The organism is Lichenihabitans sp. Uapishka_5, assembly GCF_033947565.1.
Lineage (GTDB): Bacteria > Pseudomonadota > Alphaproteobacteria > Rhizobiales > Beijerinckiaceae > Lichenihabitans.
In genome coordinates this window covers 37,690-53,876 of sequence record NZ_JARPVX010000010.1, presented here as the reverse complement: position 1 = coordinate 53,876, position 16,187 = coordinate 37,690, and the positions used below count along the sequence as shown (strand labels likewise).

The 16,187-nt window shown below is 66.6% G+C and carries 14 protein-coding genes and 1 pseudogene; 12 read left to right on the top strand and 3 right to left on the bottom strand.

From position 1 onward, the window contains the following. The first annotated feature begins 42 nt into the window (after window positions 1–42). From P7D22_RS06505 to P7D22_RS06480, 6 genes are all read left to right on the top strand, one after another. A complete protein-coding gene (locus tag P7D22_RS06505) occupies window positions 43–762 on the top strand; it encodes an iron-sulfur cluster assembly protein (RefSeq protein ID WP_319933408.1) in 720 nt (239 codons plus the stop codon). 23 nt (window positions 763–785) lie between these two features. Further along, window positions 786–1,163: a lactoylglutathione lyase gene (gene gloA, locus P7D22_RS06500; RefSeq protein WP_319933407.1), complete on the top strand. Its 378-nt coding sequence runs from the start codon at window positions 786–788 to the stop codon at window positions 1,161–1,163. 42 nt (window positions 1,164–1,205) lie between these two features. Then, window positions 1,206–2,294 (top strand): sugar ABC transporter substrate-binding protein, encoded by a 1,089-nt coding sequence (locus P7D22_RS06495; protein ID WP_319933406.1) that lies wholly within the window; start codon window positions 1,206–1,208, stop codon window positions 2,292–2,294. A gap of 71 nt (window positions 2,295–2,365) precedes the next feature. After that, a complete protein-coding gene (locus P7D22_RS06490) occupies window positions 2,366–3,934 on the top strand; it encodes a sugar ABC transporter ATP-binding protein (RefSeq protein ID WP_319933405.1) in 1,569 nt (522 codons plus the stop codon). After that, a complete protein-coding gene (locus P7D22_RS06485; RefSeq protein ID WP_319933404.1) occupies window positions 3,931–4,947 on the top strand; it encodes an ABC transporter permease in 1,017 nt (338 codons plus the stop codon). The genes P7D22_RS06490 and P7D22_RS06485 overlap by 4 nt, the downstream gene beginning before the upstream one ends. Window positions 4,948–5,009: 62 nt before the next feature. Then, window positions 5,010–5,783 (top strand): SDR family NAD(P)-dependent oxidoreductase, encoded by a 774-nt coding sequence (locus tag P7D22_RS06480; protein ID WP_319933403.1) that lies wholly within the window; start codon window positions 5,010–5,012, stop codon window positions 5,781–5,783. A 59-nt stretch (window positions 5,784–5,842) separates the two neighbouring features. Here P7D22_RS06480 and P7D22_RS06475 read toward each other — a convergent pair whose 3' ends face one another. Further along, entirely contained in the window at window positions 5,843–8,077 is a 2,235-nt protein-coding gene (locus P7D22_RS06475; RefSeq protein WP_319933402.1) for a xanthine dehydrogenase family protein molybdopterin-binding subunit, read from the bottom strand. A gap of 321 nt (window positions 8,078–8,398) precedes the next feature. Here P7D22_RS06475 and P7D22_RS06470 point away from each other — a divergent pair, with 321 nt between their 5' ends. Then, the gene (locus tag P7D22_RS06470; RefSeq protein ID WP_319933401.1) at window positions 8,399–8,698 is read left to right on the top strand and encodes an alcohol dehydrogenase catalytic domain-containing protein; all 300 of its coding nucleotides are present in this window, start codon (window positions 8,399–8,401) and stop codon (window positions 8,696–8,698) included. A gap of 56 nt (window positions 8,699–8,754) precedes the next feature. On the opposite strand, the pseudogene P7D22_RS06465 reads toward P7D22_RS06470, so the two are convergent. Both P7D22_RS06465 and P7D22_RS06460 read right to left on the bottom strand, forming a co-directional pair. Continuing rightward, window positions 8,755–9,112 (bottom strand): annotated as a pseudogene (locus P7D22_RS06465) (integrase core domain-containing protein); the annotation flags it as partial. Window positions 9,113–9,121: 9 nt separating this feature from the next. After that, on the bottom strand, window positions 9,122–9,772 hold the full coding sequence (locus P7D22_RS06460) for a GntR family transcriptional regulator (RefSeq protein ID WP_319933400.1): 651 nt from the start codon (window positions 9,770–9,772) through the stop codon (window positions 9,122–9,124). Between the two features lie 152 nt (window positions 9,773–9,924). Between P7D22_RS06460 and P7D22_RS06455 the strand changes: the two genes are divergently transcribed. Genes P7D22_RS06455 through P7D22_RS06435 form a run of 5 tightly spaced genes read left to right on the top strand, consistent with a single transcriptional unit; the run spans window position 9,925 to window position 16,033 of the window. Continuing rightward, window positions 9,925–10,755: an ABC transporter substrate-binding protein gene (locus P7D22_RS06455; RefSeq protein WP_319933399.1), complete on the top strand. Its 831-nt coding sequence runs from the start codon at window positions 9,925–9,927 to the stop codon at window positions 10,753–10,755. A gap of 31 nt (window positions 10,756–10,786) precedes the next feature. Next, on the top strand, window positions 10,787–11,476 hold the full coding sequence (locus P7D22_RS06450; protein ID WP_319933398.1) for an amino acid ABC transporter permease: 690 nt from the start codon (window positions 10,787–10,789) through the stop codon (window positions 11,474–11,476). 45 nt (window positions 11,477–11,521) lie between these two features. Further along, on the top strand, window positions 11,522–12,418 hold the full coding sequence (locus P7D22_RS06445; protein ID WP_319933397.1) for a dihydrodipicolinate synthase family protein: 897 nt from the start codon (window positions 11,522–11,524) through the stop codon (window positions 12,416–12,418). Next, window positions 12,408–15,308: an FAD-dependent oxidoreductase gene (locus P7D22_RS06440; RefSeq protein WP_319933396.1), complete on the top strand. Its 2,901-nt coding sequence runs from the start codon at window positions 12,408–12,410 to the stop codon at window positions 15,306–15,308. The genes P7D22_RS06445 and P7D22_RS06440 overlap by 11 nt, the downstream gene beginning before the upstream one ends. Beyond that, window positions 15,305–16,033 (top strand): amino acid ABC transporter ATP-binding protein, encoded by a 729-nt coding sequence (locus P7D22_RS06435; RefSeq protein WP_319933395.1) that lies wholly within the window; start codon window positions 15,305–15,307, stop codon window positions 16,031–16,033. The genes P7D22_RS06440 and P7D22_RS06435 overlap by 4 nt, the downstream gene beginning before the upstream one ends. The last annotated feature ends 154 nt before the right edge of the window (window positions 16,034–16,187 follow it).

Genomic DNA, 16,187 nt, shown 5'->3' with positions numbered 1-16,187 from the left:
TCGGAGCCGGTGGACGCCACTCCAGGGAGCAATGCGGCTGTGATGGCGGCCCTCGACACTGTCATGGACCCCGAACTCGACGAATCCGTCGCCGCCATGGGCTTCATCGAGGCCGTGGCGGTGGAGGGCCGGCGGGCCGACATCACTTTTCGCCTGCCCACCTTCTGGTGTTCGGCGAATTTCGCCTTCCTGATGGCGAGCGATATGCGGCTGGCGGTGGAACAACTGTCGTCCATCGACACGGCCCGGGTGCGGCTCGTCGATCACTTCGCTTCGGGGAAAATCAATCGCGGCGTCGCCGAAGGGCGCGGCTTCGCGGAGGTGTTCGCCGGCGAAGCCAGCACCGACCTTGCCGAGATCCGCCGCGCCTTCCGTGAACGCGCCTTTCTGGGGCGACAGGAGAAATTGTTGCGGGCCCTGGTGGCCCGGCACGGCATCGAGGCGGCGCTCGCCACCACGATGGCCGGTCTCGAGGCCTTGACGCGCGGTAGGCCGGACGAACTCCAAGCCGGGGCCCTGCGCTACCTGGCGCTCCGCCGCCACGAGGCAGGCGGGTCGGACGGCGCGGCCCCAGCCTTCATCACGCTCGACGGCGCATCAATCGCACCCGCCGCCTACGGGATGCACCTGCGAACCCTGCGCCGCATCAAGGGCGCCGCCGAGGCCAATGCCGAAATGTGCCGGCTCTACCTCGAGGCCCGGATCAGCCATCCGGCGCCGGGCTGCGAGCCCGAAAACCGCAAGGACGACGACGATGACTGAAGCGAAATTCCGCGTCATGCACAATGGTCCGGGTCCGGGATCTGGACAGGTCGATCGACTTCTACACTCGCCTGCTCGGTATGGAGCTGCTGCGCCGGATGGAGTTTCCGGAGGGCAAATTCACACTGGCCTTTGTGGGCTACGGTCCGGAGGACACCCATGCGGTGCTGGAACTGACCCATAATTGGGACCAGGGCTCGGCCTATGACCTCGGCAACGGCTATGGTCATATCGCGCTCGGGGTCCGTGACATCTACGGCGTCTGCAAGGAGCTCGAGGCGAGCGGTGCCAAGCTGCCCCGCCCGCCTGGGCCGATGAAGCACGGCACCACCGTGATCGCCTTCGTGGAAGACCCCGATGGCTACAAGATCGAGTTGATCGACCTCGATACGCGGGACTGACGTCCCGCTTTGCAATCAAAAAAATATGGGGAGGGAAAACCTATGAGCCGATTGAACCTGGATCGCCGTACCTTGCTCGCAAGCGCGGCAGCAACCGCCGCCGCGAGTGCCTTGGCCGGCACGGGTCGAGCCTTTGCGGCCGATCAGAAATTTGTGCCCTATTCGAACAAGAGCCTCGACTATTACTTCTTCGTCGCCCAGGAAGAGGCCGTAAAGCGGGCCGTCGAGGCCAAGGGCTGGCGCTTCCAGGCCGTCAACGCCAGTTTCGATAACACCACTCAGCTGCAGCAGTGGGAGTCGATCCTGCTCAATGGGCCCTCGGCCATCATCAGCGACCCGATCGACAGCCAAGCCATCGTCAGCGTCATCAAGAAATACAACTATAAGAAGATCCCGGTCGGCATCATCGATACACCTGCGACCGGCGGCAAGGTCGCGATCACGGTCGACTTCGACAATTACCAGGGCGGCGTCCTGGCGGCGGAAGCCATCGTGGATCGCCTGAAGAAGAAATATAACGGCCAAGCCAAGGGGACGGTGCTGAACTGTTACGGCGCCCTGCAGAGCGTCGCCTGGCGCCTTCGCAAGGAAGGCATGGACGCGACCTTCAAGAAATATCCCGACATCAAATATCTGGCGCGTCCGACCGAGGGCGAACTCAAGCAGATGCTGAGCGTCACAACCTCGACGCTTGCCGAGTTCCCCGACCTCGACGCCGTGCACGCACCCTCCGACACGCCCTCGCGCGGCATCGTCACAGCCCTGCAGCAGAAGGGTCGCTGGAAGAAGGTCGGCGAGGAAGGGCATATGATCTTCGTCAATATCGACGGCGAGCCGATCGCCCTGCAGTGGATCAAGGAAGGCTATATGGATGCCGTGATCTCGCAGGACCCGGTCGCCTATGCGCAGATCACGGTCGAGATGATCGACAAATACGCCATGGCGGGCCAGGAGGTGCCGCTCGGCCCCTTTGAGAACAAGAACTACTTCTGGGAGAAGGGCGAAATCAAGATGTCCGACTCCGGGCCGAGCCTCGTCATCCCGCCCTTCGAGATCAGCGCCGCCAATGCCGACGACAAGCGCATGTGGGGCAACATCGCCTTCAACGAATGGGGCCTGAAGTACAAGTAAGGGCGATCCTTCCCCCCAACCATGGCGCGGCGACCGGGACGAAAGCCCGGCCGTCTGACAGGAGAACGGCCTTGGCGAACGAAACGCCTCTTCTGGCAACCCGCAACGTGATCAAGCGCTTCGGCGGGGTGGCGGCGCTCAAGGGCGTGTCGCTCACGGTCGAGGCCGGCAGCGTGCACGGGCTGCTCGGCGAGAACGGCGCCGGCAAATCGACGCTGGTCAAGATCGTGGCCGGGTTGCACAACCCGACCGAGGGCGAAGTGCTTCTCGACGGCACCCCGCTCGGCCCCGTGGACGTCAAAGCCATGGAGCGGCATGGCGTGTTCCTGGTCACGCAGGAACCCGCCATCGTCAATCCGCTGTCGGTGGCCGAGAACCTGATGCTGGGGCGGTGGCCCCGTCGTGGGCCTTTGGTGGACGTGCGCGCCATGCGGCGGCTCGCCACCGAATACCTGGAGGGCACGGGGCTCGACCCCCTCGCCCCGGCCGGCCGGCTCTCGGCGGTCGACCGCCGCAAGCTCAACATCCTGCGGGCGCTGCACAGCGGTGGCCGCCTCATCATTCTTGATGAACCCACCACGGCGCTGACCATGGCGGATCGTCGGGTGCTGTTCGATTTCATGCGCAAGCTGAAGCAGGATGGCGTCACCTTCATGTTCATCTCGCATTACAACGAAGAGATCCTGGAGATTTGCGACGCGGTATCGGTGCTGCGTGATGGGCTGCTGGTCGCAGGCAACCAGCCGGTGGCGGCCGTCAGTTCCGACGCGCTCAGTGAGATGGTGCTGGGGCGCGGCCTCGCTCTTTTCGCGCGCCATGACGCCGATCGGGCGAAGGCCGAGGCGCCGTCCTGGAATTTCACGGGTATCAAGGGGCGCGGCTTCGCGGTGGATCGATTGGCGCTCGCGCCGGGCGAGATCGTCGGCTTCGCGGGACTACCAGGATCGGGGGCCGGCGAAGTGGCACGCGCCATCTACGGATTGCTGCCCGCGCAGGGCACCGTAACCCATAACGGAGCCACAAAACCGCTGCCGGCCGAGCCAGCGGCAGGCCTTGCAGCCGGCATCGCCTTCCTGTCGGAGGACCGGCTCAAGGATGGCATCGTCGGTATCCACTCGATCGCCAGCAACATCAGCCTGTCGAGCCTCGGCCGCATGGCGACGGGTGGCGTCGTGTGGCCCGGCCGCGAGCGCGCGCTCGTGGCCGACTTCTTCAAGCGTCTCGCCATCAAGGCGCGCGGAGCGGAGCAGCCCGTGGGGCAGTTGAGCGGCGGCAACCAGCAAAAGGTGCTGCTGTCGCGCCTGCTTGCCACGAAGCCGAGGCTCCTCATCCTCAACGAGCCGACGCGCGGCATCGACGTCGGCGTCAAGGAGGAGGTCCACCGCCTCATTGATGGGCTCACCCGCGAGGGCGTCAGCGTCATCATCGTCACCTCCGACCTCGACGAGATGCTGCGCACCGTTGACCGGATGGTGTTGTTCGCCGGCGGCCGGATCGTCGGCGACCACCCGGCCGGTACGCTGACCAAGGACGACGTGCTCCGCATCGCCTTCTCGACCGGCGGGCCGGACCGGGTGCCCCCACCCGGCTCGGCCCGCCCTGCCCTGCTGCAACATCCGCCAAAGGTCCTCGCGTCATGAGCGCCCACACCGATCAGATCGCGACCGCACCCGCCACCATGGCCCCGCCACGCCGCGGCCGCACGGCAGCGCAGCGGCTGCAGGGCGTCCTCGCCCATGTGGTGTGGATCTGGCTCGCCGGGCTCATCGTCATCTTCGGACTCCTGAACCCGTTCTTCTTTTCGATTCCCAACCTGCAGAATGTTTTGGTGCAGGCCACCGTTCTGGGCCTTCTCGGGCTGGCGCAGTCGCTGGTGCTGCTGGTGGCCGAGATCGACCTCTCGATCGCGGCCGTCACCGGTATCTCGTCGGCGCTTGGCGCGCTGTTGATCCAGAGGACGGGCGTCCCGGTAGGGGTGGGCGTGGTGCTCGGCATCGCGCTGGCGACCGGGATCGGCTTCATCAACGGCCTTTGCGTCACCAAGCTGCGCATGGTGTCATTGATCGAGAGCCTCGGCATGATGATCACGCTGCAGGGCGGCCTGTTGGCCATCACCCGCGGCAACACCATCACCGACCTGCCCGACAGCTATTACTGGATCGGCCAGGCCACGATCGGCGGCTGGCCCGTGATGCCGGTGGTGTTACTCGCGGCCTTCCTGTTGATGGGCTTCACTCTGCGGCGCACCGTTCTCGGCCGGAGCCTCTATGCCACCGGCGGCAACGCCGCGGCCGCCTTCGTGGCGGGTATCCGCGTGCCGCAAGTGAAGATCATCGCCTTCACGCTGTCGGGGTTCATCTCCGGTATTGCCGGCTATCTGCTGGCGGCTTGGCAAATGGCCATCACGTCGAACCAGGGTGACGGCTTCCTGCTTTATGCCATCGCGGCGCCGATCATCGGGGGAGTGAGCGTCTTCGGCGGCCGCGGCGGCACGCTTGGCATCCTGGGCGGCGTGCTGCTGCTCACGGTGATCCACGTCGGTCTCGCCATCGTCTATGTGCCGTCCTTCTATGTGACGATGATTGGTGGCGTGCTGATCTTCATTGCGGTGGCGGTCGATGCCTTGCGGGTCAATGTGCTCGGCGAGGGCTGACACTCCGGCCGCGGATGCGGGCCGACTCTCGGGACTTACACAAAACAGCGGGAAGTAAGCTGATGTTTGCCGAAAAACTGAGGCTTGATGGCCGCGTGGCCGTGGTGACGGGCGGCGGCCAGGGGATCGGCCTGTCCTGCGCCGAGGCGCTGGCCGAGAACGGCGCCACGGTGGTGATCGCCGATATCGACCCCGGCGTGGCCGAGACCGGCCGGGACGCGCTCAAGGCCAAGGGCTACGCGGTCGGCGTGCAACCGGTGGATGTCGCGAAATCCGGCGAGGTCGATCGGTTGGCCGAGGCCGTGCTGCGCCAGCACGGCCGGGTCGATGTTCTGGTGGCCAATGCCGGCATCGCCCGGTCCGGCACCGCGGCCGAGGAGGTCACCGACGAACACTGGCTCGCGGTGAACGACATCAACTATCACGGCGTGTTCTGGTCGAACCGCGCCTTTGCGCGCCCAATGCTGAAGGCCGGTCGGGGCTCGATCGTCAACATCGGCTCCATGTCGGGCATCATCAGCAACCGCCCCCAGAAGCAGGCCTATTACAACGCTTCCAAGGCCGCCGTGCATCAGTTGACGCGCTCGCTGGCGGCCGAGTGGGCCGACCGTGGCGTGCGCGTCAATGCGGTGGCGCCCACTTATATCGAGACGCCGCTCACGACATTCGGCATGCAGGACAAGACGATGTTCGAAGCCTGGATCCGCGACACGCCGATGGGTCGCCTCGGCCAGCCCGAGGAGATCGCCTCGGTGGTGCATTTCCTCGCCTCGGATGCCGCGAGCCTGATGACGGGCTCGATCGTCGTGGTCGACGGCGGCTTCACCTGCTGGTGAGCGGCGCGAGATCATGACTAGCTTGCCGAACCCGAGCGGAAGCGGACAGGTCCAGAGGTCTATCCAAGCAGGTCGTCGACGCGAATCGGCAGGCGACGCAAACGACGCCCCGACGCATTGAACACGGCATTGGCGATTGCGGCATTGACCCCGATGATGCCGAGTTCGCCGAGGCTTTTCACGCCGAGCGGATTGACCTGGTGATCAATCTCGTCGAGCAGGATGGCTTCGACCGCCCCGATGTCGGCCGCCACCGGCATGAGGTATTCGGCCAAATTCGCGTTGACATAGGCTCCGGAGCGGGGGTCGATCACTGTTTCTTCAAGCAGCGCCGAACCCAAACCCCAGATCATCCCTCCGGTAAGCTGGCTGCGGGCCGTCATGGGATTGACGATGGAGCCTGCAGCGAAAGCGCCCAGCAACCGTGGCACGCGGAGTTCGCCCGTCTCGGCGTGGACTCTCACCTCGGCAAATTGCGCCCCGAAGCTCCAGCTCAGGGCCGGTCCCGGGCCCACGGCGACAAGGCCACGATCCAGTTTGGCAAACCCGCCTTCGCCTGATCCCTCGAACCGTCCAACCAGGTCGATGTCGCCGCGGCCAAGCAGATCGGCGAGCGGCTCGGCGTAGCCGTCCGGCCATCGGAGCTCGCCACGCTCGACGTTGAGCGACAGCATGTCCGGGTCGCCGTTGTTCCCCGCGCGGGTCGACCGACGCATCAGCTGTCGCTTGAGGTCGATCGCGGCCGATCGCACGGCACCAACGACCGACACGGTGGTCGACGACCCGCCCGACAATCCTGCCGGCGGAAAAGACGTGTCGCCCAGGCGCACGGTGATACGCGCGGGGTCCGCGCCGAGGGCGTCGGCCACCATCTGGGTGAGGATCGTGTACAAGCCGTTGCCGATCTCATGATGCGCGGTTTCTGCCAGCACGCGTCCATCTGCCCCGACGCGTAAACGCAGAGATGCCGAAGCGACCTTCACGGGGCGTGCCGAACTCGCGCAACCCAGGCCCACCCACCAGTCGCCCTCACGCACGGCGCGTGGCTTGTTTGACCGGCGATCCCAGCCGAATGCCTGCCCGCCCTGATCGAAGCAGCGCAGGAGGGATCGACTCGAGAAGGGCTTGCCGGAGATCTGATTGGTCAAGGTGTCATTGCGTCGTCGCAACGCGATTGGGTCGAGATCGAGTGCATGGGCCAACTCGTCCATCGCAGACTCAAGTGCAAACAGGTAGGGGACCTCTGGCGGTGCCCGCATGGGGCCCGGTGTGTTGCGATCCACGCGGATCACCCGTTCTGTTGCGGACAGATTCGGGCAGGCATACAGCGCCGTCGTGACGTCCGTTCCTGGCATGGCGAAATCGTCGAATTGCGAGGTCGCCACCACGGCATCATGTTGCAAGGCCAGCAGGCGTCCGTCGCGATCGGCACCGAGCCGGATGGTGTGGTGCGTTTCAGGGCGGTGATTTGCGATGGTGAAGCCCTGTGCCCTGGTCGCAACCAGCGTGACAGGACGTCCAAGGCGACGCGCCGCGAGCGCCACCGGCGCGGTATACTGCGAGAGGGCCAGCTTGGACCCGAAGTGCCCACCAATAAATGGGCATATGACCCGGACATCCGCCGGATCCAGGCCGAGTTGGATCGCCAAACCGTGTCGAACTCCCTCGACGAAGCGGGTCGGCTCGTAAACCGTCAGCTTCGGGCCGTTCCACGTGCAGGTCGTGCCCACGAGCTCGATGGGATTGTGGTGCTGGACCGGTGTCTCGTAGACCGCCGTTACCGAGACGGGCGCACGCCTTAATGCCCCTTCAACGTCGCCCTGGCTGACATCCTGATGAGCGGGCTGGAGCGCCGCGACCGGGATGGCGGCGCCAGTTGCCGAATCCATCGCAGGCTCAACCGGCGCCGGCGCATAAACGATCTCGAGAATAGCGGCCGCCTCCTGGGCGATCTCACCGGTTTCGGCGACAACGAGAGCAACAATCTGGCCATGATAGGCAATGTCCGGGGCGGCAAGCGGCAGCAGTGTGCTGTTGGCGTAGCCCCCAGCCAGAACGTGGTCCACGGGGCGGATATCGGCCGTCAAATCTTCGTGTGTGAAAATCGCAAGCACGCCGGTGATCGATGCGGCTGAGCTTCGGGTGACATGACAAACCCGCCCCTTGCCGATCGAGCTGGTGACCAGCGCCGCGTATGCCGTATTCGGCAATAGCTGATCGGCAGCGAACACGGCCTCGCCGCGGACTTTTGCAAGTCCATCGACACGCGGCAACGATTGTCCGATGAACGGCATACGTTCCATGAAGGGCCAGTGCTGGTCAGATGCCATAGGAAGACGCGGGGCAGCGTCACAGGTTCGCTTGTCGCTGATGTGCAGAAAGTCGCAACGACGGTGTCGGGGTCAGCGTCGACCACGACCGGGCGTTGGAGGACCTTGCCAGGGCAACAGACCCTCTCGTCCAGAAGCCGGCCATCGATGCCCGCCACGGGTCGAACACCCTTTCCGACGTGCTAGACCCTTCTTACCAGGAGCCTATCGGCAGGAGGTTGTGACTGCGGCTGAGGTACGCCTCGCTTCATACCATAGGCATGTGAGCCGGTCGATGTCGCATGCATGCGCGATGCCTCAGCAGCAGGAGTCTCCATTATGCTTAAAGCCATACGCTTCGATAGCGTCGGCGGTCCGGAAGTCCTGCGCTTCGGAATGATCGACGAGCGAAGACCCGGATCGGGTGAAGTCTCGCTCAAGGTCGAGGCTGTGGGCCTGAACCGGGCCGAGAGCATGTATTATCATGGCGCTTACATGGAGCAGCCGACATTGCCCTCCGGCATCGGCTACGAGGCGGTAAGCTTCGTCACGGCGGTCGGTCCGGGTGGCGACGCCTCGCTGGTTGGATTGGTCTTCCCCCTTTGAATGCCTGCACCCATTGGGTGATCCGAGTTTGATGTTTTCTAGGGCCGGTCTGGGTACTAGCGTGAGCATGGCCGGCGGAGCTGATTGAGGTGGAGGAGCCGTCCATGCGGCGAAGGCAGGCACAAGACCTCCGGCGCTGGCGGCCTCTAACAACTGAGCTGCGTAGACGGATCCCTTTGTAGTGCCGCCGCCAGCTCTCGATGATGACCTGCGCCTCCTGCTGCGAGTTGGAGATCTCGCCGTCGAGGAGTTCGTTCCGGAGCCGCACGTTGAACGACTCGACGTAGCCGTTCTTCCAAGGACTGCCCGAGGCAAGGTAGGCGGCCTTGGCACCCACAGCCTTGATCCAGTCCTGCACGGCCTAGGCGACGAACTCGGGCCGTTGTCGGAACGAACGTAGCCCGGCATGCCGCGTCAAATAACCTAACGCACCGTCGCGAGCGCGAAATCGATCAGGCTGCGGATGTGGATCGCCACGGCTGCGTGCGCCTTCGCGGCGTCGCCGGCGATCAGCGCGTCCACGATGGCGAGGTGCTCGCGTGAGTCGGGCTTCAACCGATCTTTGAGCCGGTCGATCTCGAAGAGCCGCGTTGTGGCGCGTAGCTGCGTGAGGATGCGCGCCATCACCTCGTTGCCGGAGCGGTCGATGAACATGCCGTGCAGGTTGTCGTCCGAGCGCCAGTGCGCGTCGGTATGGTAGGCGGTGGCCTCCAGCATCCCCAACGCCTCTTGCCGCACGGCGGCGAGCTGGGCGCCCGGGATGCGGTCCACCGCGAGCGCTGCGGCCTCGGGCTCCAGCACGGCGCGCACCTTCAGGCTCTTCAGGTATTCGCCGAGATCGACGCGACGCACCACGTAGGAGCGACCGCCGACCTTCTCGACCATACCCTCGCCCTCGAGCCGCTGCAGCGCCTCCCGCAGCGGCGTCCGCGAGACGCCGATCGCCTCCGCAAGTCGCGCTTCGACGATCGCCTCGCCGCCGCGCAACCGCTTGTGGCGGATCATATCCGATAAGGCCTCGTGCGCGAGGTTGCCCAGGTTCACTGGGCTGGATTTTGCGGCGGGTGCCGTCATGCGGGGGCGTCACTGGGAAGGCGCATCGACAGTCCTTATGGGCCGGACGGCAACATGGGCAAGCGCCACGCCGAGGCGCCCGCAATCGCACCTTGCCAAACAGCATCCCGATTGTATACCGTTAGCATGCCAATCAATTTGGGGGATGTTCGATGATCCGCTTTGCCGGCCTGATGCTGTCCCTTTACGCCGCCACCTGCCTGTCGGGCGTCGCTTCGGCGGCCGATTGCACCTCTCCGGTTGCCGCGTCCGACCTCATCAAACCGGGGACGCTGGTGATGTCCACCAATCCGACGCTGCCGCCGCTGCAATACGTCGACAAGTCGGGCGCGCTCGTGGGCATGCGGATCGAGCTCGGCACCGAGATCGCCAAGCGCCTCTGCCTCGCGCCCGAGTTCATCAAGATCGAGTTCGACGCCATGGTGCCCGGCCTCAAGGGCGGCCGATGGGACATGATCGACACCGGCATCTTCTTCACGCCCGAGCGCGCCAAGCTGATGCAGATGATCCCCTACGAGATGCAGGCCATCAGCATTTCGGTGCAGCCCGATGCGAAAGTTGCGATCAGCAAGGTCGAGGACCTCGAGGGCAAAACGGTCGGGGTCGAGATTGGTGGCTTCGAGGAGACCAAGGCCAAGGCTATCGATGCCGAGCTGAAGAAGAACGGCGGCCACGGCATGACGATCCGTACCTTCGACAGCTTCGCACTGGCCTACCAGGCCCTCCGAGCCGGCCAGGTCGAGGCCGTGGTGTCGATCGACGGCGTCGCCAAGGAATATGCTGACCGCGGCGCCTTCAAGCGCGCCGTCGCGGGCCTCTACCCGACGCCCGTCGCGCTCGCCTTGAAAAGCAAGCCGCTCGCCGATGCGGTGTTGAAGGTACTCGACGCCATGCAGCACGACGGCAGCTACAAGACGCTGTTCGATCGCTATGGCGTCGTGCCGCCGTCAGGCGCGCTGGCCGTGCAAGGCCCGGCGAGCTGAGCGCCCGAGCCGCGACGTCGAGCCTCGGCCCATGAAGATCTGGGATTGGGCGGGGTTCTTCGAGTACCTCGTGAGCCCCTACATCCTGGCCGGCGCCTGGGCGACGTTGTGGCTGACGGCCGTGTCCATGGTCTGCGGCCTCGCGCTCGGCTTCGTGCTGGCCCTGATGCGCCGCTCGCAACTCCGGCTGATCTCCACGCCGGCCGGGCTCTACATCTGGCTGTTCCGCGGCACGCCGCTGCTGGTGCAGTTGATCGTCATCTACACCGGGCTGCCGCAGCTCGGCATCAAGTTTGGCGTGGTGCAGTCGGCGCTGATCGGCCTGTCGCTGAACGAGGCCGCCTATCTGGCCGAGATCATCCGGGCCGGCATCGGCGCCGTGCCGCCCGGCCAGGTGCGAGCCGCCCGCGCGCTCGGCATGCGCGAACGGCAGATCATGCGCTACATCGTGCTGCCGCAGGCGCTGCGCATCGTCCTGCCGCCGCTCGGCAACTCCGTGAACGGGTTGCTGAAGACCACCTCCATCACCTCCGTGATCTCCATGGAAGAGCTGCTGCGCCGCACCCAGGTGCTGATCCAGGAGCAGTTCGAGGTGCTGGAACTGTTCAGCGTCGCGGCGCTCTACTACCTCGCCATGACCACGGCCTGGCAGCTCGTGCAGCGCCAGCTGGAACGCTACGCCGACCGTAGCGACGCTCCGCCCACCGCCGCGGGCGCCTGACCCTATCTGACCACGGGAGCGCAAAGGCGCTCGGGACCAACCATCATGCCCAAGACCTTTCGTGGCACCTATACGGTGATGATCACCCCCAATGATGCCGAGGGACGCCTCGACCTCGCGGCGCTCGCGGCCTTTGTCGAGTGGCAGATCCGCGAGGGCATCCATGGCCTGATCCCGCTTGGCTCGACGGGCGAGTTTCTGTCGTTGTCCGAGGACGAGCGCGTCGCCGTGGCCGAGACCGTGATCCGCACCGCGGCGGGCCGCGTGCCGGTGCTGGTCGGCACCGGGGCCGAGGACACCCGCGAGGCCGTACGGCTCAGCCGGCAGGCCGAGCGCCTCGGCGCCGACGGCGTCATGGTGATCCCGCCGTTCTATTCGACCCCCACCGACGATGAGGTCGTGCATCACTACGACGCTATCGCGGGCGCCATTGGCCTGCCCGTGATGGTGTACAACAATCCGGCAACCTCGAACGTCGACCTCAGGCCCGCGCTGGTGGCCCGCTTGGCGGCCATCGACAACTGCCGCTACATCAAGGAATCGACGCTGGAGGTGACCCGCATCCGCGACATCCTGCGCCTGTGCGGCGACCGCATGACGGTGTTCGGCGGCATTCTCGGTTTCGAATCCTTCGTCGAGGGCGCCGAGGGTTGGGTCGCGGTGGCCTCCAACGTGGCACCGGGGCCGTTGTCGCGGCTGTTCAGCCTCGTGGCCGACCACGACAGGGTGCGCGAGGCCCATGCGCTCTACATGGAATGGCTGCCCGTGATCGAGGCGGTGGGCGGCCACCGCTATGTCGCGGCCACCAAGGCATTGCTGACCCATATGGGCCTGCCCGTCGGCCCGCCACGGCCGCCGCGCCTCCCGCTTCCGGCGGCCGAGGACGAGGCCATGCAGGCGTTGGTGGCACGGCTCGGCCTCCGCTTCTCCCATGCTGGCTAGAGCCGGCGCTTCCTGGCGGCTGACGCTCGACGGCGTGCCCTTGTCTGCCGTGCCGGGCGAGAGCGTCGCGGCGGCACTTCTGGCCGCAGGCTTCATGGCCCAAGGTACTGCAAAAGACGGCAGCGCCCGTGGTGCGTTCTGTGGCATGGGCGTGTGCCACGACTGCCTTCTGACGATCGACGACCGCGCCGGACAGCGCGCCTGCCTGACCAAGGCGCACGACGGCATGCGATTGAGCCTGCAGCCGCAAAGACCTGACATCGGCGCCGAAACCTTGGCGTTCCTGGCCGAGGCACCTCAGTCTATTCCCGATATTGCCGTCGATGTTCTGGTGGTCGGCGCTGGCCCGGCCGGCCTCGCGGCGGCCCAGGAGGCCGGTGCCGCCGGGGCCACGGTGCTGCTCATCGACGAACGCCCGGTGGCCGGAGGCCAATACTATAAGCAGCCCGCGACCGGCACCGCCGCGGCCGACCGGCAGGCGCGCGAGGGGGCTGCCCTGATCGCTTGCGCGCGGGCAGGCGGCGTCGACCTCCTGTCGAACGGCTTCGTATGGGGCGCCGAGCGTGAGGCCGCCGGCGACCTCGTGGTGGGCTGCCTCGTCGATGGCGGCGCGCGGCGCATCCGCCCGCGCCGGCTGATCGTCGCCACCGGCGCCTACGAGCCCGCGCCCTTGTTCCCCGGCTGGACGCTGCCAGGCGTGATAACGGCGGGCGCGCTGCAGACCCTGTTGCGCAGCGACGGCGTCGTCCCCGGCGCCCGCATCGCGGTCGCTGGCAATGGGCCGCTGAACCTGCAGGTGGCGGTCGAACTGTTGCGCCACGGCGTTACGCCGGTTGCGGTGATCGAGGCCGCGCCGCCGCCCTGGACGCGACCCCGCGAAGCGGCGGCGCTTTTCAGCGCCGGCCCGCAGCTCGCGGCGGCCGGGTTGCGCCACCTCCAGGCGCTGCGCCGAGCAGGCGTCCCGGTGCTGTGGAACAGCCGCGTCGTCACGGCCGCGGGGGACGGCCGTGTGTCTCGCATCGTCGTGAGCGCGGCAGACGACGCGGGTGCGCGAGACCTCGATGTCGACCTCGTGGCCATCGGCGAAGGATTCCGCCCGGCCCATGAGCTGCCGCGCCTTCTCGGCTGTCGCTACAGGGCCGATGGCGGTGGCGGGCTGGCGCTCGACCACGATCCCTACGGCGCCACCTCGCAACCCGACATCCTGGTAGCCGGCGAAGCCGGTCGCTTCGGCGGTGCCGTCATGGCGCGCCAGCAGGGCACGCTCGCGGGCCGCGCCGCCGCGCGGCAGCTCGGGTTTCCAGTGCCCGCTGACGACCGGCCGGCCCTTAAACGCCTCGCCCGCGCGAAAACTTTTCAGCGTCACCTTTGGGCCCTGTTCGCCGCCGAGCCGCCAGGCCTGTCCCGTGCCACCGCCAATACGATCCTGTGTCGCTGCGAGGCCCTGAGCCGCGACGCCCTGGAACTGGCGATCGCACAGCATGGGGTGAGCGACGTCGCCACCCTGAAGCGCCTCACCCGCGCCGGCATGGGCCGCTGCCAGGCCCGCTATTGCGGCGAAGCGCTGCAGCGCCTCGTGCGAACCGCACCGGACGAGCGCGCGGGTTTCGCGCCGCAGATGCCGCTACGCCCGGTGCCGCTCGCCGCCCTGGCGCTGGAGAAGCCCGAATGGGGCGGCCATAAGCGCAGCCTCCTGGCCGACTGGACGCCTCCGTCAACACCGCTCGAACCGCATGGCGACCTCAGGGCCGATGTGGTTGTGATCGGCGCCGGCATCGCCGGGTTGTCGACGGCCTTGTTCCTGGCCCGGGCCGGTGCCGACGTGCTGGTGCTCGATCGCGCCGAGCCGAACAGCCTCGCCTCGGGCGGCAACGCCGGCAGCCTTCATGGCCAGCTCCTGTCCTTCGACCATGGCGCCCGCGCCGAGGCCGGCGGCGGCCCCGCGGCCCGCACCCTGCCGCTACAGAACGACTCCATCGCGCTCTGGGGAGCGCTCGAGCGCGAGCTCGGGGCAGACTTCGAGATCAAGCGCACCGGCGGCCTGATGGTGGCCGAAACCGAGCGCGACCTCGCCTTCCTGGACGCGAAAACCCGCGTGGAACGCGCCCAGGGCGTCCGCTGCGACGTCATCACGGCCGCCGACCTGCGCCGGCTCGAGCCTGCCCTCGCAGGCGATTTCATCGGCGCCGCCTATTGTCCGGACGAGGGCAAGATCAACCCTCTCGTTGCCACCCAGGGGATCCTCACGGCGGCGCTGCGGGCCGGGGTAAGGATCGAACGGCGCGCCGCTGTCACCGGCATCACCCAACTCCCGGATGGCTTCGAGATCGCGACATCGCGCGGCAGCGTTTTGGGGCGCCGCATCGTCAACGCGGCCGGCGCCTTCGCGTCGACGGTGGGCCGCTTGCTCGGCCTCGACGTGCCGGTGCATGGCGCACCGCTGCAGATGGTCGTGACGGAGCCGGCCGCGCCGGCGCTGACCTGCCTCGTCGCCCATGCGGACCGGCACCTGACCCTGAAGCAGGCCGGCAACGGCTCGTTCCTGATCGGCGGTGGCTGGACAGCCGGACTCGACCCGGTGCATCGCCACCCCCGGCCCTTGATGGCGAGCCTCGAGGGCAATCTCTGGGTGGCGCAGCGCGTGCTGCCCGGCCTTGGCAAGCTGCACGTCGTCCGGTCCTGGGCCGCCATGAATATCAACATCGATGGCGCACCGATCCTCGGCGAGGACCCGCGCCAGCCCGGCCTCTTCCATGCCGTGACGTCGAACGGCTACACGCTCGGGCCGCTCGTCGGCCGCATCACCGCCGACCTCGTGACCCGCGGCGTGACCGATCGCGACGTGTCGGGCTTTTCCATTGCGCGCTTCGACAACAGGGCCGCCGCATGATCCAGATCCGCAACCTGACGAAGCGCTACGGCGCCACGCCAGTGCTGAAGGACTGTTCCACCCATGTGGCCAAGGGTGAGGTCGTGGTGGTGTGCGGCCCTTCGGGCTCGGGCAAGTCGACGCTGATCAAATGCGTCAACGCGCTGGAGCCCTTCGACGCTGGCACGATCACGGTCGACGGCATCTCGGTCGGCGACCCCACGACGGACCTGCCGTCGTTGCGGGCCCGGGTCGGCATGGTGTTTCAGAATTTCGAACTGTTCCCGCATCTCTCCATCCTAGAAAACCTGACGCTGGCGCCCGAAAAGGTGCTGGGCCGCAGCCCGGACTTCGCCCGTCGCAAGGGCTTGGCGCTGCTCGACCGCGTCGGCCTTGTGGATCACGCGAAAAAATATTCGGGCCAGCTTTCTGGCGGTCAGCAGCAGCGCGTCGCCATCGCCCGGGCGCTCGCCATGGACCCGCTCGCCATGTTGTTCGACGAGCCGACCTCGGCGCTCGACCCCGAAATGATTTCGGAGGTGCTCGACGTGATGACGGCGCTCGCCCGCGACGGCATGACTATGATGTGCGTCACCCACGAGATGGGCTTCGCTCGACGAGTCGCCCACCGGGTCGTCTTTATCGACGGCGGCACGATCGCCGAGGACTGCCCGGCGGCCGCGTTCTTCGGCGACACGGCCTCGCCGCGCGCGAAGACCTTCCTGAGCCGGATCCTGCAGCACTGAAAGCAAGCCGGTAAAAAGGCTAGCGATACGCCTGCAAGCCCGCCCGTTAGCTTTGCAGGAAGGTCGATGAGTTCCTGAGTGACCGACTTGGGTGCCAAAGCGGTCTGGCTGCTTCTGGTTCGACGCTTGTCATTTGGGCGAGCGCTTGGATAGG

Coding starts and splice junctions, on each gene's coding strand:
- P7D22_RS06450 (WP_319933398.1), top strand. CDS start 10,787: ATGAAGATCTGGGATTGGGCGGGGTTCTTCGAGTACCTCGTGAGCCCC.
- P7D22_RS06485 (WP_319933404.1), top strand. CDS start 3,931: ATGAGCGCCCACACCGATCAGATCGCGACCGCACCCGCCACCATGGCC.
- P7D22_RS06445 (WP_319933397.1), top strand. CDS start 11,522: ATGCCCAAGACCTTTCGTGGCACCTATACGGTGATGATCACCCCCAAT.
- gloA (WP_319933407.1), top strand. CDS start 786: ATGGTCCGGGTCCGGGATCTGGACAGGTCGATCGACTTCTACACTCGC.
- P7D22_RS06470 (WP_319933401.1), top strand. CDS start 8,399: ATGCGCGATGCCTCAGCAGCAGGAGTCTCCATTATGCTTAAAGCCATA.
- P7D22_RS06480 (WP_319933403.1), top strand. CDS start 5,010: ATGTTTGCCGAAAAACTGAGGCTTGATGGCCGCGTGGCCGTGGTGACG.
- P7D22_RS06505 (WP_319933408.1), top strand. CDS start 43: ATGGCGGCCCTCGACACTGTCATGGACCCCGAACTCGACGAATCCGTC.
- P7D22_RS06440 (WP_319933396.1), top strand. CDS start 12,408: ATGCTGGCTAGAGCCGGCGCTTCCTGGCGGCTGACGCTCGACGGCGTG.
- P7D22_RS06460 (WP_319933400.1), bottom strand. CDS start 9,772: ATGACGGCACCCGCCGCAAAATCCAGCCCAGTGAACCTGGGCAACCTC.
- P7D22_RS06475 (WP_319933402.1), bottom strand. CDS start 8,077: ATGCCGTTCATCGGACAATCGTTGCCGCGTGTCGATGGACTTGCAAAA.
- P7D22_RS06435 (WP_319933395.1), top strand. CDS start 15,305: ATGATCCAGATCCGCAACCTGACGAAGCGCTACGGCGCCACGCCAGTG.
- P7D22_RS06495 (WP_319933406.1), top strand. CDS start 1,206: ATGAGCCGATTGAACCTGGATCGCCGTACCTTGCTCGCAAGCGCGGCA.
- P7D22_RS06455 (WP_319933399.1), top strand. CDS start 9,925: ATGATCCGCTTTGCCGGCCTGATGCTGTCCCTTTACGCCGCCACCTGC.